The organism is Fimbriimonadaceae bacterium (assembly GCA_019638775.1).
In the GTDB taxonomy this organism is placed as follows: domain Bacteria; phylum Armatimonadota; class Fimbriimonadia; order Fimbriimonadales; family Fimbriimonadaceae; genus JAHBTD01.
In genome coordinates this window covers 962711-982828 of sequence record JAHBTD010000002.1, presented here as the reverse complement: position 1 = coordinate 982828, position 20118 = coordinate 962711, and the positions used below count along the sequence as shown (strand labels likewise).

The 20118-nt window shown below is 55.2% G+C and carries 18 protein-coding genes and 1 tRNA gene; 8 read left to right on the top strand and 11 right to left on the bottom strand.

Annotated elements, in window-relative coordinates; translation table 11 throughout:
* Positions 1-19 precede the first annotated feature (19 nt).
* Together KF784_10765 and KF784_10760 are read left to right on the top strand one after the other, a co-directional pair.
* Complete coding sequence (locus tag KF784_10765) at positions 20-943, top strand: hypothetical protein (protein ID MBX3119537.1); 924 nt, start codon at positions 20-22, stop codon at positions 941-943.
* Positions 940-1803, top strand: coding sequence for a hypothetical protein (locus tag KF784_10760; protein ID MBX3119536.1), 864 nt, complete (start codon positions 940-942; stop codon positions 1801-1803). Before KF784_10765 ends, KF784_10760 begins: the two co-directional genes overlap by 4 nt.
* 49 nt (positions 1804-1852) lie before the next feature.
* Here KF784_10760 and KF784_10755 read toward each other — a convergent pair.
* The 9 genes from KF784_10755 to KF784_10715 form a co-directional block, all read right to left on the bottom strand.
* Positions 1853-1929, bottom strand: a tRNA-Met gene (locus KF784_10755).
* Between the two features lie 61 nt (positions 1930-1990).
* Positions 1991-2494: a GNAT family N-acetyltransferase gene (locus tag KF784_10750; protein MBX3119535.1), complete on the bottom strand. Its 504-nt coding sequence runs from the start codon at positions 2492-2494 to the stop codon at positions 1991-1993.
* 6 nt (positions 2495-2500) lie between these two features.
* Positions 2501-3583 carry a hypothetical protein gene (locus KF784_10745; GenBank protein MBX3119534.1) on the bottom strand — a complete coding sequence of 361 codons (1083 nt, stop codon included), beginning with the start codon at positions 3581-3583 and terminating at the stop codon, positions 2501-2503.
* On the bottom strand, positions 3580-4233 hold the full coding sequence (locus KF784_10740) for a GNAT family N-acetyltransferase (protein ID MBX3119533.1): 654 nt from the start codon (positions 4231-4233) through the stop codon (positions 3580-3582). The genes KF784_10745 and KF784_10740 overlap by 4 nt, the downstream gene beginning before the upstream one ends.
* A gap of 68 nt (positions 4234-4301) precedes the next feature.
* Positions 4302-4712, bottom strand: a complete 411-nt coding sequence (locus KF784_10735) for a hypothetical protein (protein MBX3119532.1) — start codon at positions 4710-4712, stop codon at positions 4302-4304.
* Positions 4712-7285: a hypothetical protein gene (locus KF784_10730; GenBank protein MBX3119531.1), complete on the bottom strand. Its 2574-nt coding sequence runs from the start codon at positions 7283-7285 to the stop codon at positions 4712-4714. The genes KF784_10735 and KF784_10730 overlap by 1 nt, the downstream gene beginning before the upstream one ends.
* Positions 7286-7402: 117 nt before the next feature.
* A complete protein-coding gene (locus KF784_10725; GenBank protein ID MBX3119530.1) occupies positions 7403-7645 on the bottom strand; it encodes a four helix bundle protein in 243 nt (80 codons plus the stop codon).
* A gap of 226 nt (positions 7646-7871) precedes the next feature.
* Positions 7872-8306 (bottom strand): ATP-dependent Clp protease adaptor ClpS, encoded by a 435-nt coding sequence (locus tag KF784_10720; protein MBX3119529.1) that lies wholly within the window; start codon positions 8304-8306, stop codon positions 7872-7874.
* 89 nt (positions 8307-8395) lie between these two features.
* Positions 8396-8683, bottom strand: a complete 288-nt coding sequence (locus KF784_10715; GenBank protein MBX3119528.1) for an ATP-dependent Clp protease adaptor ClpS — start codon at positions 8681-8683, stop codon at positions 8396-8398.
* Positions 8684-9069: 386 nt separating this feature from the next.
* On the opposite strand from KF784_10715, the gene dnaK reads away from it, so the two are divergent.
* On the top strand, positions 9070-10992 hold the full coding sequence (gene dnaK / locus KF784_10710; GenBank protein MBX3119527.1) for a molecular chaperone DnaK: 1923 nt from the start codon (positions 9070-9072) through the stop codon (positions 10990-10992).
* A 79-nt stretch (positions 10993-11071) separates the two neighbouring features.
* Here the strand turns inward: dnaK and KF784_10705 are convergent, their stop codons facing one another.
* Together KF784_10705 and KF784_10700 are read right to left on the bottom strand one after the other, a co-directional pair.
* Complete coding sequence (locus KF784_10705) at positions 11072-11611, bottom strand: thioredoxin family protein (protein ID MBX3119526.1); 540 nt, start codon at positions 11609-11611, stop codon at positions 11072-11074.
* Positions 11612-11668: 57 nt separating this feature from the next.
* On the bottom strand, positions 11669-12262 hold the full coding sequence (locus KF784_10700) for a DUF899 family protein (GenBank protein MBX3119525.1): 594 nt from the start codon (positions 12260-12262) through the stop codon (positions 11669-11671).
* 520 nt (positions 12263-12782) lie between these two features.
* On the opposite strand from KF784_10700, the gene KF784_10695 reads away from it, so the two are divergent.
* The 5 genes from KF784_10695 (at position 12783) to ltaE (ending at position 20092) form a co-directional block, all read left to right on the top strand.
* Positions 12783-17108, top strand: coding sequence for an SBBP repeat-containing protein (locus tag KF784_10695; protein MBX3119524.1), 4326 nt, complete (start codon positions 12783-12785; stop codon positions 17106-17108).
* 93 nt (positions 17109-17201) lie between these two features.
* The gene (locus tag KF784_10690; GenBank protein ID MBX3119523.1) at positions 17202-17387 is read left to right on the top strand and encodes a hypothetical protein; all 186 of its coding nucleotides are present in this window, start codon (positions 17202-17204) and stop codon (positions 17385-17387) included.
* 53 nt (positions 17388-17440) lie between these two features.
* Positions 17441-18241, top strand: coding sequence for an ABC-2 family transporter protein (locus KF784_10685; GenBank protein MBX3119522.1), 801 nt, complete (start codon positions 17441-17443; stop codon positions 18239-18241).
* Between the two features lie 38 nt (positions 18242-18279).
* On the top strand, positions 18280-19053 hold the full coding sequence (locus KF784_10680) for an alpha/beta hydrolase (protein MBX3119521.1): 774 nt from the start codon (positions 18280-18282) through the stop codon (positions 19051-19053).
* The gene (gene ltaE / locus KF784_10675; protein MBX3119520.1) at positions 19043-20092 is read left to right on the top strand and encodes a low-specificity L-threonine aldolase; all 1050 of its coding nucleotides are present in this window, start codon (positions 19043-19045) and stop codon (positions 20090-20092) included. Before KF784_10680 ends, ltaE begins: the two co-directional genes overlap by 11 nt.
* Positions 20093-20118: the final 26 nt, after the last annotated feature.

The following is a 20118-nucleotide window of genomic DNA, read 5'->3' as shown; positions in this document are numbered from 1 at the left end:
AAGCGTGCGGCCTTTAAGCGTGGAAGAACTAGAGTCGCTTAAGCATGAAGCCGCCGCCTCAGTGCGCGTCCGAATCATCTGGTACCTACTCGCGCTACTTTCTCCTATCCTTGTTTTCTCCGGAACCTACCTTGCGTTTCACTTTCAATGGCAAGGCTTAGATTGGCTGATAGGGCTTCCTTTCGCAGTTTTTGCAATTCTCATCCCAATGGACTTTGCCAAGAGGCGAGCTGCTTGGATTTTGCCGAGACAGGCTCTGCTAGAAGGAGTCGTGGAAGTGTATTCGGGCGTCCCAAACGCAATCGACCCCTATAATACTGTCGGTGTTAACCCTGACGAAGTTGACAACGATGATGAGGAAGATGACGAACCCAAACCCGAGCCAACCGTGATTCAGCGCCTACCCAGAAGCGGGTACATCCTGAGTTGGAATGGGGTTCGTTGTCAGACCCTTGAGCGAGCAGCCGTCTCAGCGTCCGCAGAGGGCAACGTCCCCTACGCATCGCAGAAGTTCAGCGATAGTCGATTCTGGAGAGGCAAACTGCCAACCGAAGAATCACGACCATTGACGACTTTTGAGAAGTCCGAACTGGAACTCTACGAGCGACAACTGCTCGCGCCGATTAGCGCCGTAGTCCTGATATTCGTTGCAATCTTCGTCTTGTCGATCGTCGTTAACGTTCTGAGTTACGATGGCATCATCGATCTTATCCAGATCTGGTTCTACTCTTTTCTTATCTTAGCCAGTCTCGTCTACGGTTGGATCAAATTTACGGAGGGCAAGAACGTTGCTGCCGACCAGAGTTCCGGAACCGTAATCATCGTCCAAAAGGAGGGTGTGGGCACTGTTGAAGTGCTACCCACATCAAGATTAACTTGGACCGTGAACGGTAAGCCAGCAATGTGGCGGTTTCTTACTCGTGAGATGGTGGCCCCGAAATGACGCGCTGGTGTTTGGGATTGCCTTATCAGTGCGAACGTGCAATGACGGAGGAGGAACGTGCTCGGTTGATCGCAGTCACGAAGCGTGAAGGGCGAAAAATGGCGATTGGCATAACTTGCCTTATCGGAGGCGCAATCTATCTCTTTCTGATATCACGCTTTCAGCCCGGCAGTGATCTCGAAATGGTTCACGGCTGGATCACTTTGATGGTTTGCACAATAGCCATTTTTATGATGTCCAGAACAACCCACATTGGTGTACAGCAAATAAACCTCAAGGATAGGTCCACACCGCTCCTTGTTGAGGTGTTCGGAGACTCGAACGACTTGGAAGGCGACCAGTCCCGCGTTGTTGAAATTGCAAAGGGCACCAATGCTCTGATTTCGATAAACGGCAATCCCTGCAATCCCATCGCATTCGCACTCGTCGTGCAAGCGTCTTCCCCAGCTATGTCGCACACCGTCTCTGAAACACACGTCGAGCGGCGCTTGCGCACCGAGGAATCGATTGAACTGCGTAAGTTTAGTCAAGGGTCTGGTGCCATGTGGGTGCAAGGCTTTATCTTTTTCGCAACGATTATATTGATTCGCGAAGAAGCTTGGGCTTCAATCGCCCGCAACTGGATGGAGAGATCACTGGCGATCCTCACATTCTTGTTGATCGCGGTGTTGACCTTTCCCGAGATCAGAAATGCCTTGCATCGCCGGAAACTACGGCATGATCTTGAGTACGGACGCCTTAGGCTCGAAAGGCAAGCAGACGAAACGCTCGTTGAGGTGCTGCCTAAATCGGGGCGGGTTTGGACTCGGAATGGCCTTCCAGAAGCTTGGCGCTATCTAACTCCCGTAGAGCGATTCTGAGCAAAGCCAATAAACAAAAAAGCCACGCTAAAGCGTGGCTTCTTAAAATTGGGTGCGGGAGTAGGATTTGAACCTACGACCTCCGGGTTATGAGCCCGACGAGCTACCAGACTGCTCCATCCCGCGGTGCAAGGGAGATTTTCCCGATTCAGCCAGGGGAAGTCAATGGGTCCTGGGTTGGAAACCCCTAGAGAATCAGCCTCATTAGCTGCATATCCACGTCCTCGTAGAAATAGCTCTTCACCACCGTCTCCCGAACGAACCCACACTTTTCATAGAACCCGATAGCATCCGGGTCCGCCGCGTCCACTTCGACACGAATGCTCGTTTTGCCCAACCCCCTCGCCATCGCGCTGATGGCTTCCACTGCCGACCGTCCAATCCCTTTGCCGTGCGTATTCGGGTCGACAAAGAACCAACCCAAATAGGCAATCTCTCGGTTGGTCCATTCCATCGAATACAGACCGATCATGCCCAGAGCTATGCCATCTGCCGGATCCTCAATCGCGAAGTACTCCACACGGACGAGGGCGGGTTTATCGCTTCCAAAACTCGGGCGTGGTTCGGTGAGTGAAAGTTCGATATGCTCCTTGACCAGCTTGGCAACGTTCTGCGAGTCGAAAGCTCGCGCCGACATCTCCGACATCGGGTCCGCGTCCGATACTGTCAGTGGCCTCAGTCGAATCTCCATTTCGTACTACCTCACAAGCTGATACAGCGGGTCGGTCGTGATCGGCTTCCCAGTCTCCGTTCGGATGTAGAGATCAAGCTGCTTGGCGACCCTATTCCACAAGTCGCCGTTCCGAAGCTCATCGAGGTAAGAATCGTTCTCAAGGAGCAGAGATTGCAAAATGGCAAACTGAACGGGATTCTCCTTTTGCACGATGTACGAACCATCGTCGAAGAACAAAAGATTTCGCGTGGTTCGAGAGGGCGGAAAGAGCACTGAAACCGGAGCGATCCCCAGTTTCAACGCATATTCCTCGCTTAGCCTCGCCAATCCGTGGATATGTTTGGACTGCCCGATGTAGTGTTCAAGCCTCGGGTCGGCCGTGTAGCTCCAGCCTCCGTGATCGGCATCCTCAGGCTCAATCTCAGGAAGAACGCGATTGCCATAAGCGCGGTGAATGGCAATAAAGAGGTCGATAGATCGATAGTAAGCGCCGGATAAATATCCCCTGTTGAAGATCGACACGCCCTGAAACTCCTCGTTGCGAAGCCATAGGAACAGGGTTTGCAGCCACACCCGACGTGACATCAACTGCATGTGGTTTTCGGGGTGCTCATAAAGCAGGTGGCTCTCCTCAAGGTGGGTGAGCAAGATTTGGAACTTTATCGTGCGCTTGTACTCCTCGTCGGAAAGCGACTTCGGAATGATCCCCGCGATATCAAAAACATGATCGCGGTACTTGAAATCCTGGCACCCCTCAAAGTAGCCAAGGAGCTGAGATGTGCATTCCCGGTACCGTGTGACGATGCCTTGCTCATTCTCAATTTTCCTCTGCCGAAAGTAAGCGATGATGCCAAGCAAAACGCCGATCGTGGCAAGGATTTGCGCTGCATTGGCCCACACCGCGAGCGAGAAACTCATCGCTTCGGGAGGTTCTTTCTCTTTTGTATCTTTGTGCCCCGCAACTTCCCCCGATTCTTTTTGAGAGGTCGCTTTCTCCGCCTTGGTCTGGGCAGGCTCGCTCTTGTTTGATGTTGGTTGATTCTGCGCAAGACCCACCACAAATGCGGCAAGCACCATAAGCAGCAGCACAAGACGAACCAGTTTCACGCTCGTAGCTCCTTCAAGGTCTGCTGCACGTATTCGTGATCTTCGTCAAGCTCAAAGACAAGCCTATAAAATGCCAAGGCAATCTCGCGCCTGTTCGCCTTTAGGGAAGCTGGCTTCCACATAAGGTTGAGGGGAACAGGTTCGCTGTCGTCGGTAAGTGCAGGCTGCGTATATCCCGAGCTAAGAATGCTTAGCCCCAACTTATCGAAGAGCTTGAGTCGAAGGACGCGACGCTCTCGGTCGCTTTCATCAAGCGCATCCTCGATCCGCTCAACCTCCCCAACTACCGCCAAAAACTCCGAACCAAGCTGTTTGGCAAGCTGCTGACAGTGCCGCTCGCCCTCCTGAAACAACGCCGACGCTACCCCTTTTCCCCGAGCATTGAGATTGACCGCGATATACACAAAGAACGCAAAGCAGGGCTGCCGGTAAAACGAATAGAAAAGAAAGCCCAGAAACTCATCGCCATCAAAAGCGGCAAGCAGGTAGTTCGGGTCACGTTGCCCTTCGCCAACATCGGGCTTGATCCATTCCGCGAATTTATGAGTCGGCTCACGCTCATCGTCGGGGAATGACGCTTCATAGAGCTCGGCAAAAGCGGCGAACTCTTCACTGGCTCCGTCGGTAACCCAATCGAAGCGAAGCTGCATGATTCTGAATTATAGCGGGAAGCGGGGAGGTTGTGAAAGGGAATCGGCAATCGCGGATAACCCTAGTTCTAATCATCCACTTCGGCGTCATGCGCCGGCTTACTCTTTTCCGACTTAGCGGTCTTTGCCTTCATCGACTGAACCTGCTGAAAAAGTTGGTACCCGGTCATGAGAATGCCCAGGACAGAAGTGATCTGTTGCATCTTGCCGGTCGTTCCCGACACAAGCCCGTCGATGCTGGAGGTGATACCCTTAGTCGTGCTGCCAACTCGCTCGACAGATCCCTTGGCGGTATCTGCAATCGAATCCACCTTTGCGCTAATGGCTTCAACACGCTCAGAAATGCGCTCGACCCTAGGCTTGAGCTCACGAACAATGCCGATGAGCCGCCCAAGCAGCACGATCATCGCCAAATAGCTCAGCGCCCCCAAAAGAAAGAACGCGCCCGACACCCAAAGCCAAATTGCAGGAATTTCCATTAACCAATCACCTTAATTTCGAGCTGTTCGATGCCGTCCTTCGGAAGAGTCCAATCGATGCTCAGTTCGCCATTCTCCGAGTTCTCTACCTTACCCGGACCTCCATCGATCGTGACCAAGAACTGACGTCCCCACAGCCCACTTGCCTTTAAGTTTACTGGAACGCTGCGATCAGCGGGGTTCTCGATCTTGAGCTTCGCCCATCGTTTGCGAGAATCGAGCTGCAACTCCTTGATCTGCCCGAACGAGATTTCAAAGTCACAGCCAATCTGCCGCATCACGATCCGTCGCCCGAGGCCATCCCAAGGATGAACCTTATAACCACCCGCATCCGGCTCAAAATGGCACCCAAAAGTGAAAACGCCATAGTTGCGGCTGGGCAGCACATACGCTGCCGCCCCCTTCAAATAGTGCAGCAAGGCAATGCCGAGGTCGCCCGTGATCGGGCTCGGCCCACGCATTTTGGTGGCTGGGTCGGGGCAGAAGCCCATGCTTCCCCCGCCATCAGGCCGGACCAACGCCCAGGGTGCAAGCATCCCGCCAAACGCGAGCCTCAAATAAGCCTCAGGCAAATTCCCGTAGTCATTCCCCAACGAGCGGAAGAAAAGCATGGAGTTTGCCGGACTCGTATAGCCAAGCATCAAAGACGCCGACTCCGAAGAGCCGCCATTGCCAGCCGCAATCTCCCAAATCCGAGGGTCGCCCGCATACCACCACCAACTCGGGGCCAAGGATCGAGCCGCGAATGCACATCGAAGAGCCCGCTCTTGAAGCTTCTTATCGCGTTTTCGCTGCGCGACATAATAAATCTCCTCAAAGCCCGCGCTGTCCCACCCCCCGCGCATGATTCCCGAGAGCCCACGTTGATACACGTCTTCGGCGCGTTCGTCGGCTTGCTGAACGATTTCGGCGTGCTCAGCGATAAAGCCCTCAAGGAGCAGCGCTTCCAGCAGCTCTTCGAGGAACGAATAGCCCATGATCCCGCCCGTCTCCGGGTCCGACCAGCGGAACATCGCCTTTGCCGTCATTGCCGCGTCGATCAGGTACGCCTTGGGCTCGTGCCGCGCCATACTCGTCGTCTTGGCGATTCGGTACATCGAGAGGTAGGTGGAAAAAACGAGCGGGTACAGGGGAGCCACACCGTAGTTCACAGCCACCGACATGAAGTCCGCAAACGCGCTGCCCACCGACCCATCGCTGGGATTCTGAATGTCGTCCTTGATAAAGTCTTGGATCGTGTCGTCGAGGACATCAATCTCGTTTTGGAGCGGATACGAGACGTTCTTTTCGGCAAGGAAAGCAGCGTCGGCGAGTCCGCTGAGAATGGTGAACGGGTCGCCGTACGTATCAACTTCGATAATCCGCTCGGCGGTGCGGATATTTGTCGCCAGGATGGCGTGGTGCAACACGCTTTTTGGGTCGTCGTGAACCTGGTTCTCGACGATCCACTGCGCTCTCTTCTTCAAGAGGAGCTCGATCGGTTCGACGAACAGCAAGTGGGCATGACTCAATTGTCCTTGTGCATCTTCAAAAGAGACCCGAACAGAACCCGCCTCGTGCGGTTTGACAAAGCAGAAGCCACCGTTTTCGTCGGCATCGGTTTCGGTAGTGGCGTCTTTGTTCAGGAAGAACTGGGTGGGCGTGGTACCGCTGATCTCGATAGCAATACCGACATCCCGAGGCGCGATAGCCCCGGGCAGAACCCGAATGGCAGGCTTGCCACACGCCGCCAAGGCCGAATGCAGCCCCTCCGCACCCTGACTGCCGGTGACCACAAACCGAGTCTGGAACGTGCGGCTATCCCCGGGTTCTAGGATCAACGCCGTGTGCTCATTGAACCATCCGCCCCAACCCTCACGCTCCACCGTTGCTCGACTGTAGATGTACACCACGGGAATGCCTTCCCATTTGTAGGGAGAGTGTAGGGATGCGGGGGCGTGGGTGATCAACTCCCAGCGTGTGTCCTCGGCGGGGAAGACGAGCAGCCCGGGCGACTCGCCGTTCATGCGCAAGGCATGAAGATAGCTGGCATTGCCGCCCACAAAACCGTGGACATGAACACGATCATGCAGGATAGATTCGCCGCCCTTCAAAGCGTCGTGCCCTTCGTTGAGGTTATGCAGCGCAAACGGGAACGCCAACTCACCGATTTCGATGCTGATCTTGCCCCTATTGGCGATGCGAAGCTCCCAAATGATTTGGGGGATTGGTGTTGCCACTTCGTAGTAGCGGCCCGTGGCCCGAATCTCGGGCAGGAGTGGAAACTCGTATTCGTAAGAGACCTGCGAAGGGTCCTCCTCACTGTAGTCGGTCGGCTCGGCATCTCCCGCTCGACTGAGTATCCAAGGGTCGTCAGGGTCTGTTCTCGCGCCGATGAGGATCGTCCCGGGCAGATAGTCTTCGCTAAACTCCTCGCCCATCGCCAAGGGCCCAAGCACGAACTGAAACTCCTCGTGTTCGTCGGGCTGGTGAGGATCGGACGCCCAAATCTGCTGGATGCGTCCACCCGACCCAAACTCAAGGGACATGAGTGTGCCGTTGAGCTCTTGACGGTCGAGGGAGAAGTCGTCCATGGGGAATTAAAATTTTCGATTTACGATTGACGAGTTACGAATTACGATTCACGACTGATGATTGGTCAAGAGACAAAGCAGGATGGCAAATGAACACGTTTATTCAGTGAGTCCATTCTATCCAGACTCACGGCCTTTCGTGCTCTTGGCTCGCAAAGTCTTGATAGAAGCCACGAAGATAGCCAGGAGCTCATGGGCCTCTGCTTTAAGTTCTTCGAGCCTTGCAGAACGGTCAATTCCAGTCTCTTGAACGATTTCCATCCAATAAATCGACTCGTCGAGTTCCTCCTCAACAATTTGAGCTTGGCGATCATATCTTCTGTAGAACGGGCCGACAAGCCGCGCGGTAGTTCGCACCATCAGAGCAGGCACAACGGATAAGCTGACGAGTCATGACATCAGAGAGCATAGACCGCTGGATGTTAGCGATGTGGAGGCAAACTTGAACGGCGAATGTCTTCGTCCGGGCTTGGAGTTCCTCTTTGGTCATGCGCGATTATGGCTTCGGCTTCCGCTAATCGCAATCCGTCAATCGTAAATCGTAATTCGTCAATCGTAATTCGTCAATCGTAAATCGAAAATTGTCTTACTCTTCCTTGACCTCAACCTTGATCCCAATCCGTGCGATCACGCTCGCCACGTTGTTGCATTCGTCCTCTTTCCCGTGGTGGACCACCGACTTTCCAAGGTGATCAATCTCCCACGTCTCAATGGCTGCCTCATCGAAGGTGCAATGCGTCGCCAGCATCAGGATGTGGATCACCTCTTCGTAGGTGTTGACCGAGTTGTCGTAGACAACGACGATCCACGCTCCACCGGTGCTTGGTCCGGATTCTTCGACCTCTGGGCGTTCGATAACGCCGGGGGAAGAGGATTTCGGGCTTGGGATAGTCGAATCTGGGGGAGAAATCGGTTGGAAGTTATGTATCCATTGCAAGTCGGGTTCAGGTCGCCGAACAGGGAGAACAGGGCTTGACTCAAGCGGCCTCCAAAACGGTTCAGGCGCTTGGTTCATCTTCATGCAGGAATTCCTAACAAAAGGCAAGAAACACCAAACCTCGATTTGCGATCAGCAATCGTAAATCGGCAATCGAAAATCCAAAATCCAAACTACTCTTCCCATTCCCGCCGGACCTGGGTTTTAACCCCGATCGTGGCGATCATGGAAGCAACGATCTCACACTCCGTCCGCATGGCAAAATGGACGGGCGCTTTGCCATAAGTGTGGGCTTCCCACATCTCAATATAGGCCTCGTCGGTGCTGCAACCAGTCGCCTTCATCAGGATCGCAATCACCTCGTCCATGCTGTTGGATTCGTTGTTGTAGATAACAACCATCCACCGCCCGGTTCCAACCGACGATTCGACTATCTCAGGTTCAAGGAAAACGCCTGCCATAACAGAAAAACACCTTCAAAATGGGCACGCCCGAACCTATTTTACATAACTCCAGCTCAAACGCCAAGTCGAAGGTCGGAAAGCTGGGGAATTGACGGGTGTGGATATTGATGTGAGTTTGTTTACGGATGCTCGACATCAGGCAATGGGCGTTTGGTGGGGAGTGTCGTTTTGTACCAATCTCCGCTGTATAGGTCCTCTAAGCCCTATTGAGCTCATTGATCGACACCTGAATTACCGAATCGCCGTTCCACTCGTCCTCTGGTCCAACAGCCCCGTTTGTCTGATTTTTCTGGAACCTCTAGGCTACAATAACTGTTAGACACAGTACATGAGCGTAGAAGACTCAAGTTTCTTGCGCGTGGTCAAATAACAAAGGTAGGAAAATGGGCAAAACAGTAGGAATTGACTTAGGAACAACAAACTCGGTCGTGGCCGTGATGGAAGGCGGAGAGCCGATCGTAATCAGCAGCGCCGAAGGCGCGCGCACCGTACCCAGCGTCGTCGCATTTAATAAGACGAGCGGGGAGCGGATGGTCGGCGTAACGGCTAAGCGGCAAGCTGTCACCAACCCTGAGAACACCGTTTTTAGCATCAAACGCTTCATGGGCCACAAGCTCAGCGAGGTCAAAGAAGAAGCGGGACGAGTTCCATATCAGATGAAAGCCGACAAGAAGGGCAACTCCGTCGCCCACATTCCGGCAATGGATAAGGACTTCACGCCCGAAGAGATCAGCGCGATGATCCTGCAAAAGCTGAAGGCCGACGCTGAGGCATATCTGGGTGAGACTGTCGACCAGGCCGTTATCACCGTCCCGGCGTACTTCAACGATGCTCAGCGAACTGCGACCAAGAACGCGGGCGAGATCGCAGGCCTGAACGTGCTTCGCATTATCAACGAGCCCACGGCTGCATCGCTGGCCTACGGCCTCGACAAGAAAGAGAACGAGACGATTCTCGTCTTCGACCTTGGCGGCGGAACCTTCGACGTGTCGATCCTCGATGTCGGCGAGGGCGTCTTCGAGGTCAAATCCACAGCCGGCGACAGCCACCTCGGGGGTGACGACTTCGACCAGAAGATCGTCGATTGGCTCGCTTCCGAATTCAAAAAGGACCAAGGCGTCGATCTCACCAAGGATCGAAACGCCCTGCAACGACTGCGCGAAGCCGCCGAAAAGGCCAAGATTGAACTTAGCTCCCAGGTGACAGCAAACATCAACTTGCCCTACATCACCGCCATCGACAATGAACCCCGCCACCTCGATGTCAATCTCAGTCGCGCAAAGTTCGAAGAGATGTGCGCCGACCTTCTCACACGCATTCAAAAGCCGTTTGAGCAGGCTATCGCCGACGCGAAGATCAAAGTTGGCAATATCCAAGAAGTGATCCTCGTAGGTGGTTCGAGCCGAATGCCTATGGTGCAAGACCTCGTCAAGAAGCTCACGAAGAAGGAGCCCAATCGCTCGGTAAACCCCGATGAAGTGGTTGCCGTTGGCGCGGCAATCCAGGCAGGCGTCCTCGGTGGGGAAGTCAAAGGCATCGTTCTCTTGGACGTGACCCCGCTCTCTCTGGGAGTCGAAACCAAGGGCAACATCTTCGACAAGCTGATCGACCGCAATACGACAATTCCAACGCGAAAGAGCCGGACGTATACAACCGCTGTAGACAACCAGCCCGAGGTTGAAATCCACGTCCTGCAGGGAGAGCGTCCACTTGCTCGCGACAATAAGTCGCTGGGTAAGTTCCACCTCACCGGTATCCCCGCCGCTCCCGCTGGTATTCCGCAGGTTGAAGTCACTTTCGACATCGACGCGAACGGAATCTTGAACGTCAGCGCTCAGGATAAAGGCACCGGCACACGTCAGTCGATTACCATCACCGGTTCGGGCAACCTGAACCGTGATGAGATCGACAGAATGGTGACCGAAGCGGAGGCAAATGCCGAAGCCGACCAGCAGGCACGCGACCGCGCCGAATTGCGCAACAAGGCAGATCACATGATCTACACGACCGAGAAGACGCTTCGAGACTCGGGCGATAAGGTCGAAGAAGCTGATCGGCAGAAGATCGAGGACAAGATCACCGAGCTCCGCACGGCGATCAACTCGGATGACGATGCCGCCATCGAAGCCGCGTTCGAGGCGCTCCAAACGGAGACGCATCAACTCGCCGAAAAACTCTACCGAGACGCAGGCACAGAGGGTGGAGAGGCTGAAGGTGAGGAAGATCAGGAGCCAGAAACCGCTGGCGTTGGTGCAAACAAGAGCGGCGAAGACGTGATCGACGCCGAGTTCAAAGAAGAAAAGTAAGAGACGCCCTAAAAAAAGAGCCCCGATCCCAGTTAGGGATCGGGGCTCTTTGCTTTGTAAGCTTCAGGTGCAGCGCGGTTTAGCTTTTTGCGCCCATTCTCTTTTCGGCCTCAGCCGTCCACTTTGCTGGACCGCCTTGATCGTATCCATACTCGCCTATCTTGTTGCCTTCTGCATCGATGAATAGGATCGTCGGATACCCCTCAATCTTGTACTTGTCGGCAAGGTCGGCATTCTGCTTCTTAAGTTCGGCAGACATTGCCTTATCGACATCACCATCCGGAGTGGGGAAGTCAACTTCGAGAAGAATCACATTTTCTGCAGCCCACTTCTTGAACTCTTCCTTCTCGAAGACCTCATCCTTGAGCTGGATACACCAACCGCACCAATCGCTGCCCGTAAAGTCGGCAAGAATCGGCTTGCCTGTCTCCTTAGAGAGCTTCTTGGCCTCGTCGAAGCTGGTGATCCAACCCTTCACTTCTGGCTTCGCGCTCGCCATCGTCTCAGTTGTAGGCTTGTCGTCGGTTGTGTTTCCTTGCACGATAGTTTCCTCGCCGGAAACGCCGCATCCCGCTACAAAAATCGCCGCAAGGGCGCTCGCAATCAGAACATTTCTCATAACACTCCTTAAGACGGATAAAGGCCGTCAAGTTCCTTTTTGGATTATCGGCAGAAGCTACCGCGCCACTGCTCGCTCGGGATAAACGTACTTTGGCTGCCAGTCGTTGTCGCCATCTTTGAGCAGGTCAAAGAAGTGCCAACCAGGGTTAAAGTCGTCCCCAGGGCCGAAATAAGTCATGGACACACGGGTAATCGTGCCGTCGTCGTTCTTGTAGAACGTTGACGCGCCCGGCCAATAGCCGTCGGTCTCATTGTAGAAGCCGAGCTCCCTCGTAAAGGACGAGTCCTTGCCAGACACTACCGGATAGTTCCAGCCCCGCGACGCCGAAAACTCTCTTGCTGTCTCTGGGTCGTCCGCAGAAACCAGGACGAAAGCCGTCCGGTCAAGAATATGCGGCGCAAGGCCGATAAACCCATCTGCCCACATCGTGCAGTAGGTGCATCGCTTGCCCATGTTGTGGACCATGATGAGGTCTCTCTTATCGCCAAAAAGTTCAGAGAGCCGGACTTTGCTTCCGTCAAGAGCATCCAGTTCGTAATCCGGGACAATGTCGCCGAGCTCTTCACGCTTCAGCTGAGCGAGCTCTTTCTTCATCGACTCGATCTTTGCAGTGAGTTCATTAATGCGTTCGGAAGGTTGTTTGACCATGAGGGACTCCTTTGTAAGGTTTTTCTTCCTCTAAGTGTAACGCTAAGATTAACCGGACGTGCGCGGATTCATCGTTTCTGGCGTCTGTTTGGAAAAATGCCGAATGTTTTAAACCGAATCGGGCACTGTCAACCGTCTCAACCCTACACAAGTTCGTTGAATCCGTACTGTGTAACGAGAAAATTCTCGTGAAATTGCTTCAAATCGACCTGTAGAGTTCTTGAAAACGCATTGTGTAGAGTGAGATTTCTACAAGAGATTGTTCAATTTCGGCTTGCGATGCGCTATGATGAGCCTGTCGCATGGCGACGAACAAAGCAATAAGTAACACGGTAAAGGTTGCGACGACCGTCGGGAGGAGGGGCTATGTCCTTGCTCCCCGCGTGGATTCGTCTATGAGGTGTATGCGCCAGTGAACCTAACGAAGAGCAAAACATTTTGGACCGGATCTCTGCTAGTTGCAGGGTTGGGTCTGGCGGCTGGGTTGGCGCTTGCAGGAGGATCGGCAAAAAGGCCGACCATGCCAAGTAAGACTACTTACGGCACTCCGAGCAAGTTAGCCAGCATGTCGTCAGGCAAGAGTGCCGGACTGACCTATCAGGAGCGATTCATCGAAAACCGCGGACAGTGGGATTCGGAAGCGCGCTTTATGGGCAAGTCGCCAGGCATGGACACCTGGATTACAGAGACCGGAGTTGTCTACGATATTTTTAGGCTGAGAGAGCTTAACGAGCCCAACAACGGCCCACAGATAGCCAAGCGAAGTGCACCGCACTACGCGAAAACTGGTCAAGTGGTACGTATGGGCTTTGCCGGCGGACAGCCTGGAACGGCACAGGGTCAGGACGCTGCCCCCGGCAAAGTCGGTTACATCCTTCCCAACTCGGGCGGTGGTATCGCTACCGAAGCATATTCCGAAGCGAAAGTTTCCGGAATCTACGACGGTATCAACCTCAGGATGTACTTCGACAACGGTTCGCCGCGCTATGACCTGATCGTCCTCCCCGGCGTTGACCCCTCACAGATCAAGCTCCAATTCGATGGAGCCAACAGCGTAAAAGCTGTGAGTGGGACGACTCTCGAGATCGGAACGAACGCAGGCACGCTCCGCATGGACGGACTGTATGCGTACCAGATGTATGGCCAAGCACAAGTCTCGGTCCCTGCTTCTTTCTCCGTGAGCAAGGCGGGAACGGTCAGCTTCGTGCTCGGCGCTTACGATCGCAACAAGCCGCTTGTTATCGACCCGGTCGTGTATAGCACGCTCATGGGTGGTACGGGCTCCGTCGATGTCATGAACGACATCGCGATTGATGCCCTCGGACAAGCATACGTTTGCGGTTACGCGACCTCGGCAACTTATCCGACTTCGATCGGCGCTTACGACGAGACGATGGTTCTCTCCGATGGCGTCGTTTCAAAGCTGCTCCCCGATGGCTCCGATCTGGTTTTCTCGACCTACATCGGTGGTTCTGGAGACGACGAGTGTTGGGGCATCGCAATCGACGCAACCAACAACGTTTATGTTTGCGGTCAAACAACCTCGGCTAACCTCGACACAAGCGCGGGTGCATTCCAGACGGCTCGTCAGAACGCACCGGCTGGGCCGAACTTCACACCTGAGGATCCACTTATTCCTCGACTGTTCGCCGACAATGCTGACGCGTTCGTCGCAAAGCTGAACCCGTCCGGTACGGCCCGCACATGGATGACCTATCTTGGTGGTAACCGCCGAGACTGGGCACGTTCGGTTGCAGTGGATTCAACCGGTGCCGTATACGTCACCGGTATGACGCAGTCCACAAGCGTCAACACACCGGATAACGGCTTCCCATTCGCGGCTGTTCCGTTCCCCACCACAGGTGGAGCGATTCAGACAACGATGCGAGGCGACGGAGATGCGTTCCTTACTAAGCTGAACAGCACCGGAACAGCGCTGGTTTACAGCACGTTCCTCGGTGGAACAGACACCATCACCCCCTCTGCTGGCCCCGGCACGCCGTGGGACGATGACCTGACTCATGGCGACGATGACATCGGCGTCTCTGTTAAGGTCGATATCGACTTCTTCGCCTACGTTTGTGTTCAAACGTCGTTCACGGATGCTCCGACGACTCCCGGCTCGTTCGACACAATCGCTAACGGCCTCGACGCGCTTGTGCTCAAGGTTGCGACCGATGGTCAGAGCCTTTCGTTCGGAACGTTTATCGGCGGTAACTTCTCTGACCAAGCGACCGACATGGATATCGATGCAACCGGAAACGTATTTATTACGGGTCCGACGAATTCGTTCAACTATCCGCGAACAGTTGGCGCTTACGACACGACATACAACCTTGGAACAGACGCCTTCGTCACCAAGCTGAACCGGCTTGGCACAGGGCTGGTGTACTCGACCTTCATAGGTTCGAACACAACAGCGGTGCCGTGGTCGATCAAGGTCGACGACCTGAACTTCGCGCACATCGGTGGTGCAGTCTGGCAGGCAAACACCAACACTGTTCAAATCCCATTGACGGGCGCTGCAGATCAGACCGTCTATAACGGTCCGACGAACCCGCTGATCTCTCCGAACGGCGATGCATTCCTCGAAGTCTTCAACCCGACGGGTTCTGGACTCTTGTACTGTTCGTACTGGGGTGGTGCAGGGCGCGAGTCCTGTAATGCCATCGCAGTCGATGGTGCGAGAAACGACTACATCGCAGGTTGGACGACATCGGCTACGAACGTCAACCCGGCGTTCCCGACAACTCCCGGCGCCTTCAAAGAGGCGTTCCCGCTCGACGCGATCGGTGAGGCTCTGCCCGATGGCTTTGTCGCCAAGATCAAGACTCGAATCCCGTACACGATCACTGGCGTGACCGTGACGCCGAACCCAATCGCCGGTGGCAACACCGCGACAGGTACGGTAACGATCAGCGCACCAGCATCCGATGCTGCTGTTCTGGTGACGATCACGAACGACAACAACTCGATCGTGACGACTCCGGCTTCGGCCCTGATCCCTGTCGGCGCTTCTTCGGTCGACTTCACCGTCCAGACCAGCGTCAATGTCAGCCAAGACACGACGGTTAAGATCACCTGTACGATTGAAGGTGACTCGAAATTCGCCAGTCTCTTGGTACGACCGCTCTTCCAGGCTCTCACACTCAGCAACGACACAGTTGTTGGTGGAAACCCGGTTGGCGCTCGTGTTACGCTGAATTTCCCGGCAGGCCCCAGCGGCGTCACCATCGGTCTGACAAGCTCGATCCCGAGCCTTGCTCAAGTTCCGGCATCCGTGACCGTTCCTGCTGGCGAACTCACCGCTATCTTCGACGTGAACACCGTTGGCGTTAGCGCACCGCAGTCGGTCGACATCACTGCCGGATTCGGTGGAGTGCTACGAACGAAAACCTTGACGGTTATCCCGGCTCGACTCTTCGCTCTGTCCTTCGCTCCGAACGTCCTGACTGGTGGTCTCACCACGACCGGTATCGTTCAGCTCGACGGTAACGCGCCTAACGGCGGTGTTGTCGTTGCCCTATCCAGCAGCGATCCCGCTGTGCAGGTTCCTGCAACAGTGACGATCACGGGACAAACGCAAAGTGCAAGCTTCTCCGCTCCGACGCAAATCGTTGCGATCAATACGTCGGTAACCGTGACAGCGACACTTGGCGCAGACAACCGATCGGCGGTTGTGGACGTGCTTTATGCATCGCTCACATCGCTTGGATTGGCCCCAGACAGCCTTGTCGGTGGCAATAACTCTACGGGTACGGTTGGACTCGACCGTCCGGCAACGGGCGCAGGCGTCCCAATCGCACTCTCGTCGAACAATCCGGCAGTGGCAGCGGTACCGGCAACGGTAACGATCCCGGCTGGTGCGGCATTCGTTAACTTCACCGTGACAACAGCACGTGTGTCGGCAATCACGAACGTGACGATCACAGCAACGCGCGGCTCCGTTGTGCTTAACGCAGTCCTTCAGGTCCGGCCGATGACATTCACAATGTCCATCGCACCGGCAAGTATGCCTGGTGGAAACAGCGCTACAGGAACGGTAACGCTTATCGAAGCGGCGCCTCCTGGCGGCATTGTCGTGGCTCTAAGCTCGAATAATGCTGCAGCCACAGTGCCAGCATCAATCACCATCCCGGTAGGGGCGACAACGGGAACGTTCACCGTTTCCAGCGTCCCCGTCGCTGTGAATACGCTCGTGACGATCACGGGTGATTACTTCGTCGGTGCGGTGTTAACCCACACTGCAACAGCGAACGTAAACATCACAGCGCCAACGGCGACAAACCTGACCATTGCACCGAGTACGGTTGCCGGTGGACAGAGTGCAACCGGTACGCTGACCGTTAGCGGTCCGGCGCCGACGGGTGGCTTGACGGCAACACTCTCCAGTAACTCTGGAGCAGCCGTTGTCCCGGCATCTGTGACCGTGCCTCAAGGCACAACCACAGCGTCGTTCCAAATCACGACGAATGCCGTTGCTGCCACAACAGTGGCGACAATCACGGCGACCGTGAATGCAAGCAACCGACAGGCAACGTTGACGATTCTGAAGGCATCCCTCACAGGTATCTCCTTCGATCCGTCTCGTGTCCGCGGTGGCTTCCAGACCACGCAGATGACGATCACTCTCGATGCAGCTGCGCCGCCCGCTGGCGCAACGGTTAACCTGAGCCAGACAAACCCGAACGTTGCCAACATTCCGGCGACAGTTCAGGTCCTGCCAGGCCAAACCAGCCGTACCGTAACGATCACGACGAAGCGCGTTTCCAGAACGCTGACGACCCTCGTAACCGCGAACTACGGTGGCGATGAAGTCTCGGCAGCGCTAACGGCAACTCGCTAAGACGACCCAATTAGCCCCCGCTGCGATAAGCAGCGGGGGCTTTTTTGTGTTCACACGGCACGAAAGAGCCGATTCCTGGTACAACCAACCAAAGTGAAAGGCTCGTTTTCCACATTTCTGTTTGGTATTTGCGTTGGCGCGGTGAGCTACGCACTTGTTCAGAAGATCCGATCTGAGATGGACCCCGAGGTCATGGCTCATGATGTTTCTGAGCGGGCTCTTGAGAACCTCACTGAGCTTGAGTCACGGCTAGAAGAGATCGAAGACGACGGCGCATAACTCAAATCGGCGCGAATCGCGATCTTCCGGGGGTTTAAGGTGAGCATACGCAGGTGACGACGACTCTGCGAAAATGGAAGGCCGTCTTCGGGATCTTTATCCAAGAGGGTCTCGCTTACCGAGCCAGCGGAGTTATCTGGATTCTCACAGACCTCACGAACGCACTCACCATGCCGCTTGTTTGGGCAAAGGCATCTGGCGGTGCCCCCATTGCCGGAATGACGCCCGGCGATTTCATCGTCTACTACCTCGCCATCCTCATCCTTGGCTCCTTCATCACCTGCCACATCATGTGGGAGATCGCGACCGAAATCCGAGAGGGGATCTTCTCAACCTATCTGGTTCGCCCCATCAGCTTCTATCAGTACTCCTTCTTTAGGAACATCTCGTGGCGAATCCTGCGCCTCACGCTTACGCTGCCGTTCTTCCTCGTGCTGCTCTTCTTCTATCGTGGCTATCTCGGAGGCTTCCAGCCAAATGTCGGCCCAGAGTTCTGGATTTCGTTCTTTCTGGGGCACCTGGTCAGCTTCAGCTTCGTCATCATGATGTCCATGCTCGCTCTCTTCGTGCAGGAGGCGATGGCGATCTTTGAGTTGTACTACGTGCCCCAACTCTTTCTTTCGGGCTACCTGTTTCCAATCACGCTCTTGCCCGAATGGGCTCGGCAACTCTCTATGTTCTTTCCGTTCTTCTACACGGTTGGCGCCCCAACTTCGATACTCGTGAACCAACTCAAGGGCCCGGCGGCATGGCAGGCAATCGGGATGCAGTGCGTGTGGATTGTGGTGTGCTACTTCTTCGCCACTGTCCTTTGGCGAAAGGGGTTAAAGCACTACACCGGCATCGGGATGTAATGCTTGGTTGAGGGCATTTCAGCTAAACTAACATCCGCATGATGCTGGTTCCTGACCAAGTGTACGCCGAGCCGCTCGGAACACCTCTTCGTTTCGATTTGATTCGACCAGACTCCGACGAGCTGCTGCCATTGGCAATTCTCATTCATGGAGGCGGGTGGATTTCCGGCGACAAGAGCGATATGCGTGACCTGACGCAAGCCTTGGGCAAAGCTGGCTTTGCCGTCGCTTGCCCTCAGTACCGACTGGCCCCTTTGCACGTTTTTCCCGCCGCAGTCGAAGATATCCAGGCGTTTGTCCGCTTTGCCCGCACCTCCGCGTCGGAGTGGGGTCTGGACCCAAATCGTATTGCAAGCCTAGGAAACAGCGCGGGTGGACATTTAGCCCTGATGTCGGGACTGACGGACGCGCCAGTGGACGGCGTCTCGTCCCGAGTGAACGCCGTGGTGGACATTTGCGGGATCACCGATGTCACGGTTGAAGGCATTCGTGAGAACCCCATCAGTATCCAGTTCCTTGAGCAGTTTATGGGTGTCTCTTATGGAGAAGATGAGGCGCGGTGGATTGCCGCAAGTCCGATTAAGACCATCTCGAACGATGCTCCGCCCATCTTGATTGTCCATGGCGATGAGGACGACATCGTGCCCATCAGCCAGAGCGAAGCCCTCGTCGCCGAGCTAAAACGTTGCGGGGTGGACCACGAGTATCACACCTTCCCAGGTGAAGGGCATTCCTTCACTTACGACAACTGGGTGAAGATCGAACACACCTACCTCGACTTCTTGCGGAGGCGGCTCGGCAGTGCCTCTTGACGCTCACGTTCCCAAGACGCAAAAGGGGATTGTCGATCTTCGCAGCGATACCGTAACCCGCCCAACCCAGGCGATGCTCGACGCCATGTTGAGTGCGCCGCTTGGGGACGATGTCCTTGGCGACGATCCTACGGTAACCGCCCTCGAACAAAAGGCCGGCGAGATGCTGGGCAAGGAAGCTGGCATGTTCGTTCCCAGCGGCACTATGGGCAACCAAATCGCCATCGTATGCCACACCAAGCGCGGCGACTCCATCCTTGCCGAGCAAGAAGCTCACATCCTGTTTTATGAGGTCGGTGGACCGGCTGTCATTGGTCAAGTCGTTTCGTTCACGCTTCCGTCGGACAAGGGAGCGATGGACCCGATAGAAGTTGAGAAGAGAGTCCTCGAAAAATCTTTGCACACACCCGGCACGAGCCTCATCTGTGTCGAAAACACCCACAACCGCGCCGGTGGAACCGTAATCCCAATCCCCTACTTGGCGGCCTATCGGGAGATCGCGAATCGTAAAGGCGTTTCGCTCCACCTCGATGGCGCGCGTGTCTTTAACGCCGCGGTCGCGCTCGGTGTGCCGGTTAAGGAGATCGCGCAATACTTCGATTCGGTGAGCTTCTGCCTCAGCAAGGGGCTGGGAACCCCCGTCGGATCCGTTCTCGTTGGCTCCGCGCTGTTGATAGAAGAGGCACGTTACTGGCGCAAGCGCTTAGGCGGAGGAATGCGACAGTCGGGTCTGCTCGCTGCCTGCGGATTGTACGCCCTGGAGAACAACGTCGAGCGGCTTGCCGAGGATCACGCTCGGGCGCGCCGCGTTGCCCAAGCCATCTCAGTGCTTCCCGGCATCTCGGTGGACATGGACCGGGTCCAGACCAACATCGTCCTCGCAAACTTCGATCGTCCCGCTGTCGATTGGCAGAACTCTCTGGCCGAACGAGGCATTTGGGCGCTTCCTTTTGGCGAGTTTCAAATGCGACTGGTGTTCCACTTGGACATCGACGATTCGATGGCAGATCGCGCGGTCGAAGCCTTTCAAGCGGGCTAGCGAATCCCCCTCTCACGTCAGGGAGA

Coding starts and splice junctions, on each gene's coding strand:
- KF784_10700 (MBX3119525.1), bottom strand. CDS start 12,262: ATGGTCAAACAACCTTCCGAACGCATTAATGAACTCACTGCAAAGATC.
- KF784_10735 (MBX3119532.1), bottom strand. CDS start 4,712: ATGGAAATTCCTGCAATTTGGCTTTGGGTGTCGGGCGCGTTCTTTCTT.
- KF784_10680 (MBX3119521.1), top strand. CDS start 18,280: ATGATGCTGGTTCCTGACCAAGTGTACGCCGAGCCGCTCGGAACACCT.
- dnaK (MBX3119527.1), top strand. CDS start 9,070: ATGGGCAAAACAGTAGGAATTGACTTAGGAACAACAAACTCGGTCGTG.
- KF784_10740 (MBX3119533.1), bottom strand. CDS start 4,233: ATGCAGCTTCGCTTCGATTGGGTTACCGACGGAGCCAGTGAAGAGTTC.
- KF784_10750 (MBX3119535.1), bottom strand. CDS start 2,494: ATGGAGATTCGACTGAGGCCACTGACAGTATCGGACGCGGACCCGATG.
- KF784_10695 (MBX3119524.1), top strand. CDS start 12,783: ATGCCAAGTAAGACTACTTACGGCACTCCGAGCAAGTTAGCCAGCATG.
- KF784_10730 (MBX3119531.1), bottom strand. CDS start 7,285: ATGGACGACTTCTCCCTCGACCGTCAAGAGCTCAACGGCACACTCATG.
- KF784_10725 (MBX3119530.1), bottom strand. CDS start 7,645: ATGGTGCGAACTACCGCGCGGCTTGTCGGCCCGTTCTACAGAAGATAT.
- KF784_10720 (MBX3119529.1), bottom strand. CDS start 8,306: ATGAAGATGAACCAAGCGCCTGAACCGTTTTGGAGGCCGCTTGAGTCA.
- KF784_10760 (MBX3119536.1), top strand. CDS start 940: ATGACGCGCTGGTGTTTGGGATTGCCTTATCAGTGCGAACGTGCAATG.
- KF784_10705 (MBX3119526.1), bottom strand. CDS start 11,611: ATGAGAAATGTTCTGATTGCGAGCGCCCTTGCGGCGATTTTTGTAGCG.
- KF784_10715 (MBX3119528.1), bottom strand. CDS start 8,683: ATGGCAGGCGTTTTCCTTGAACCTGAGATAGTCGAATCGTCGGTTGGA.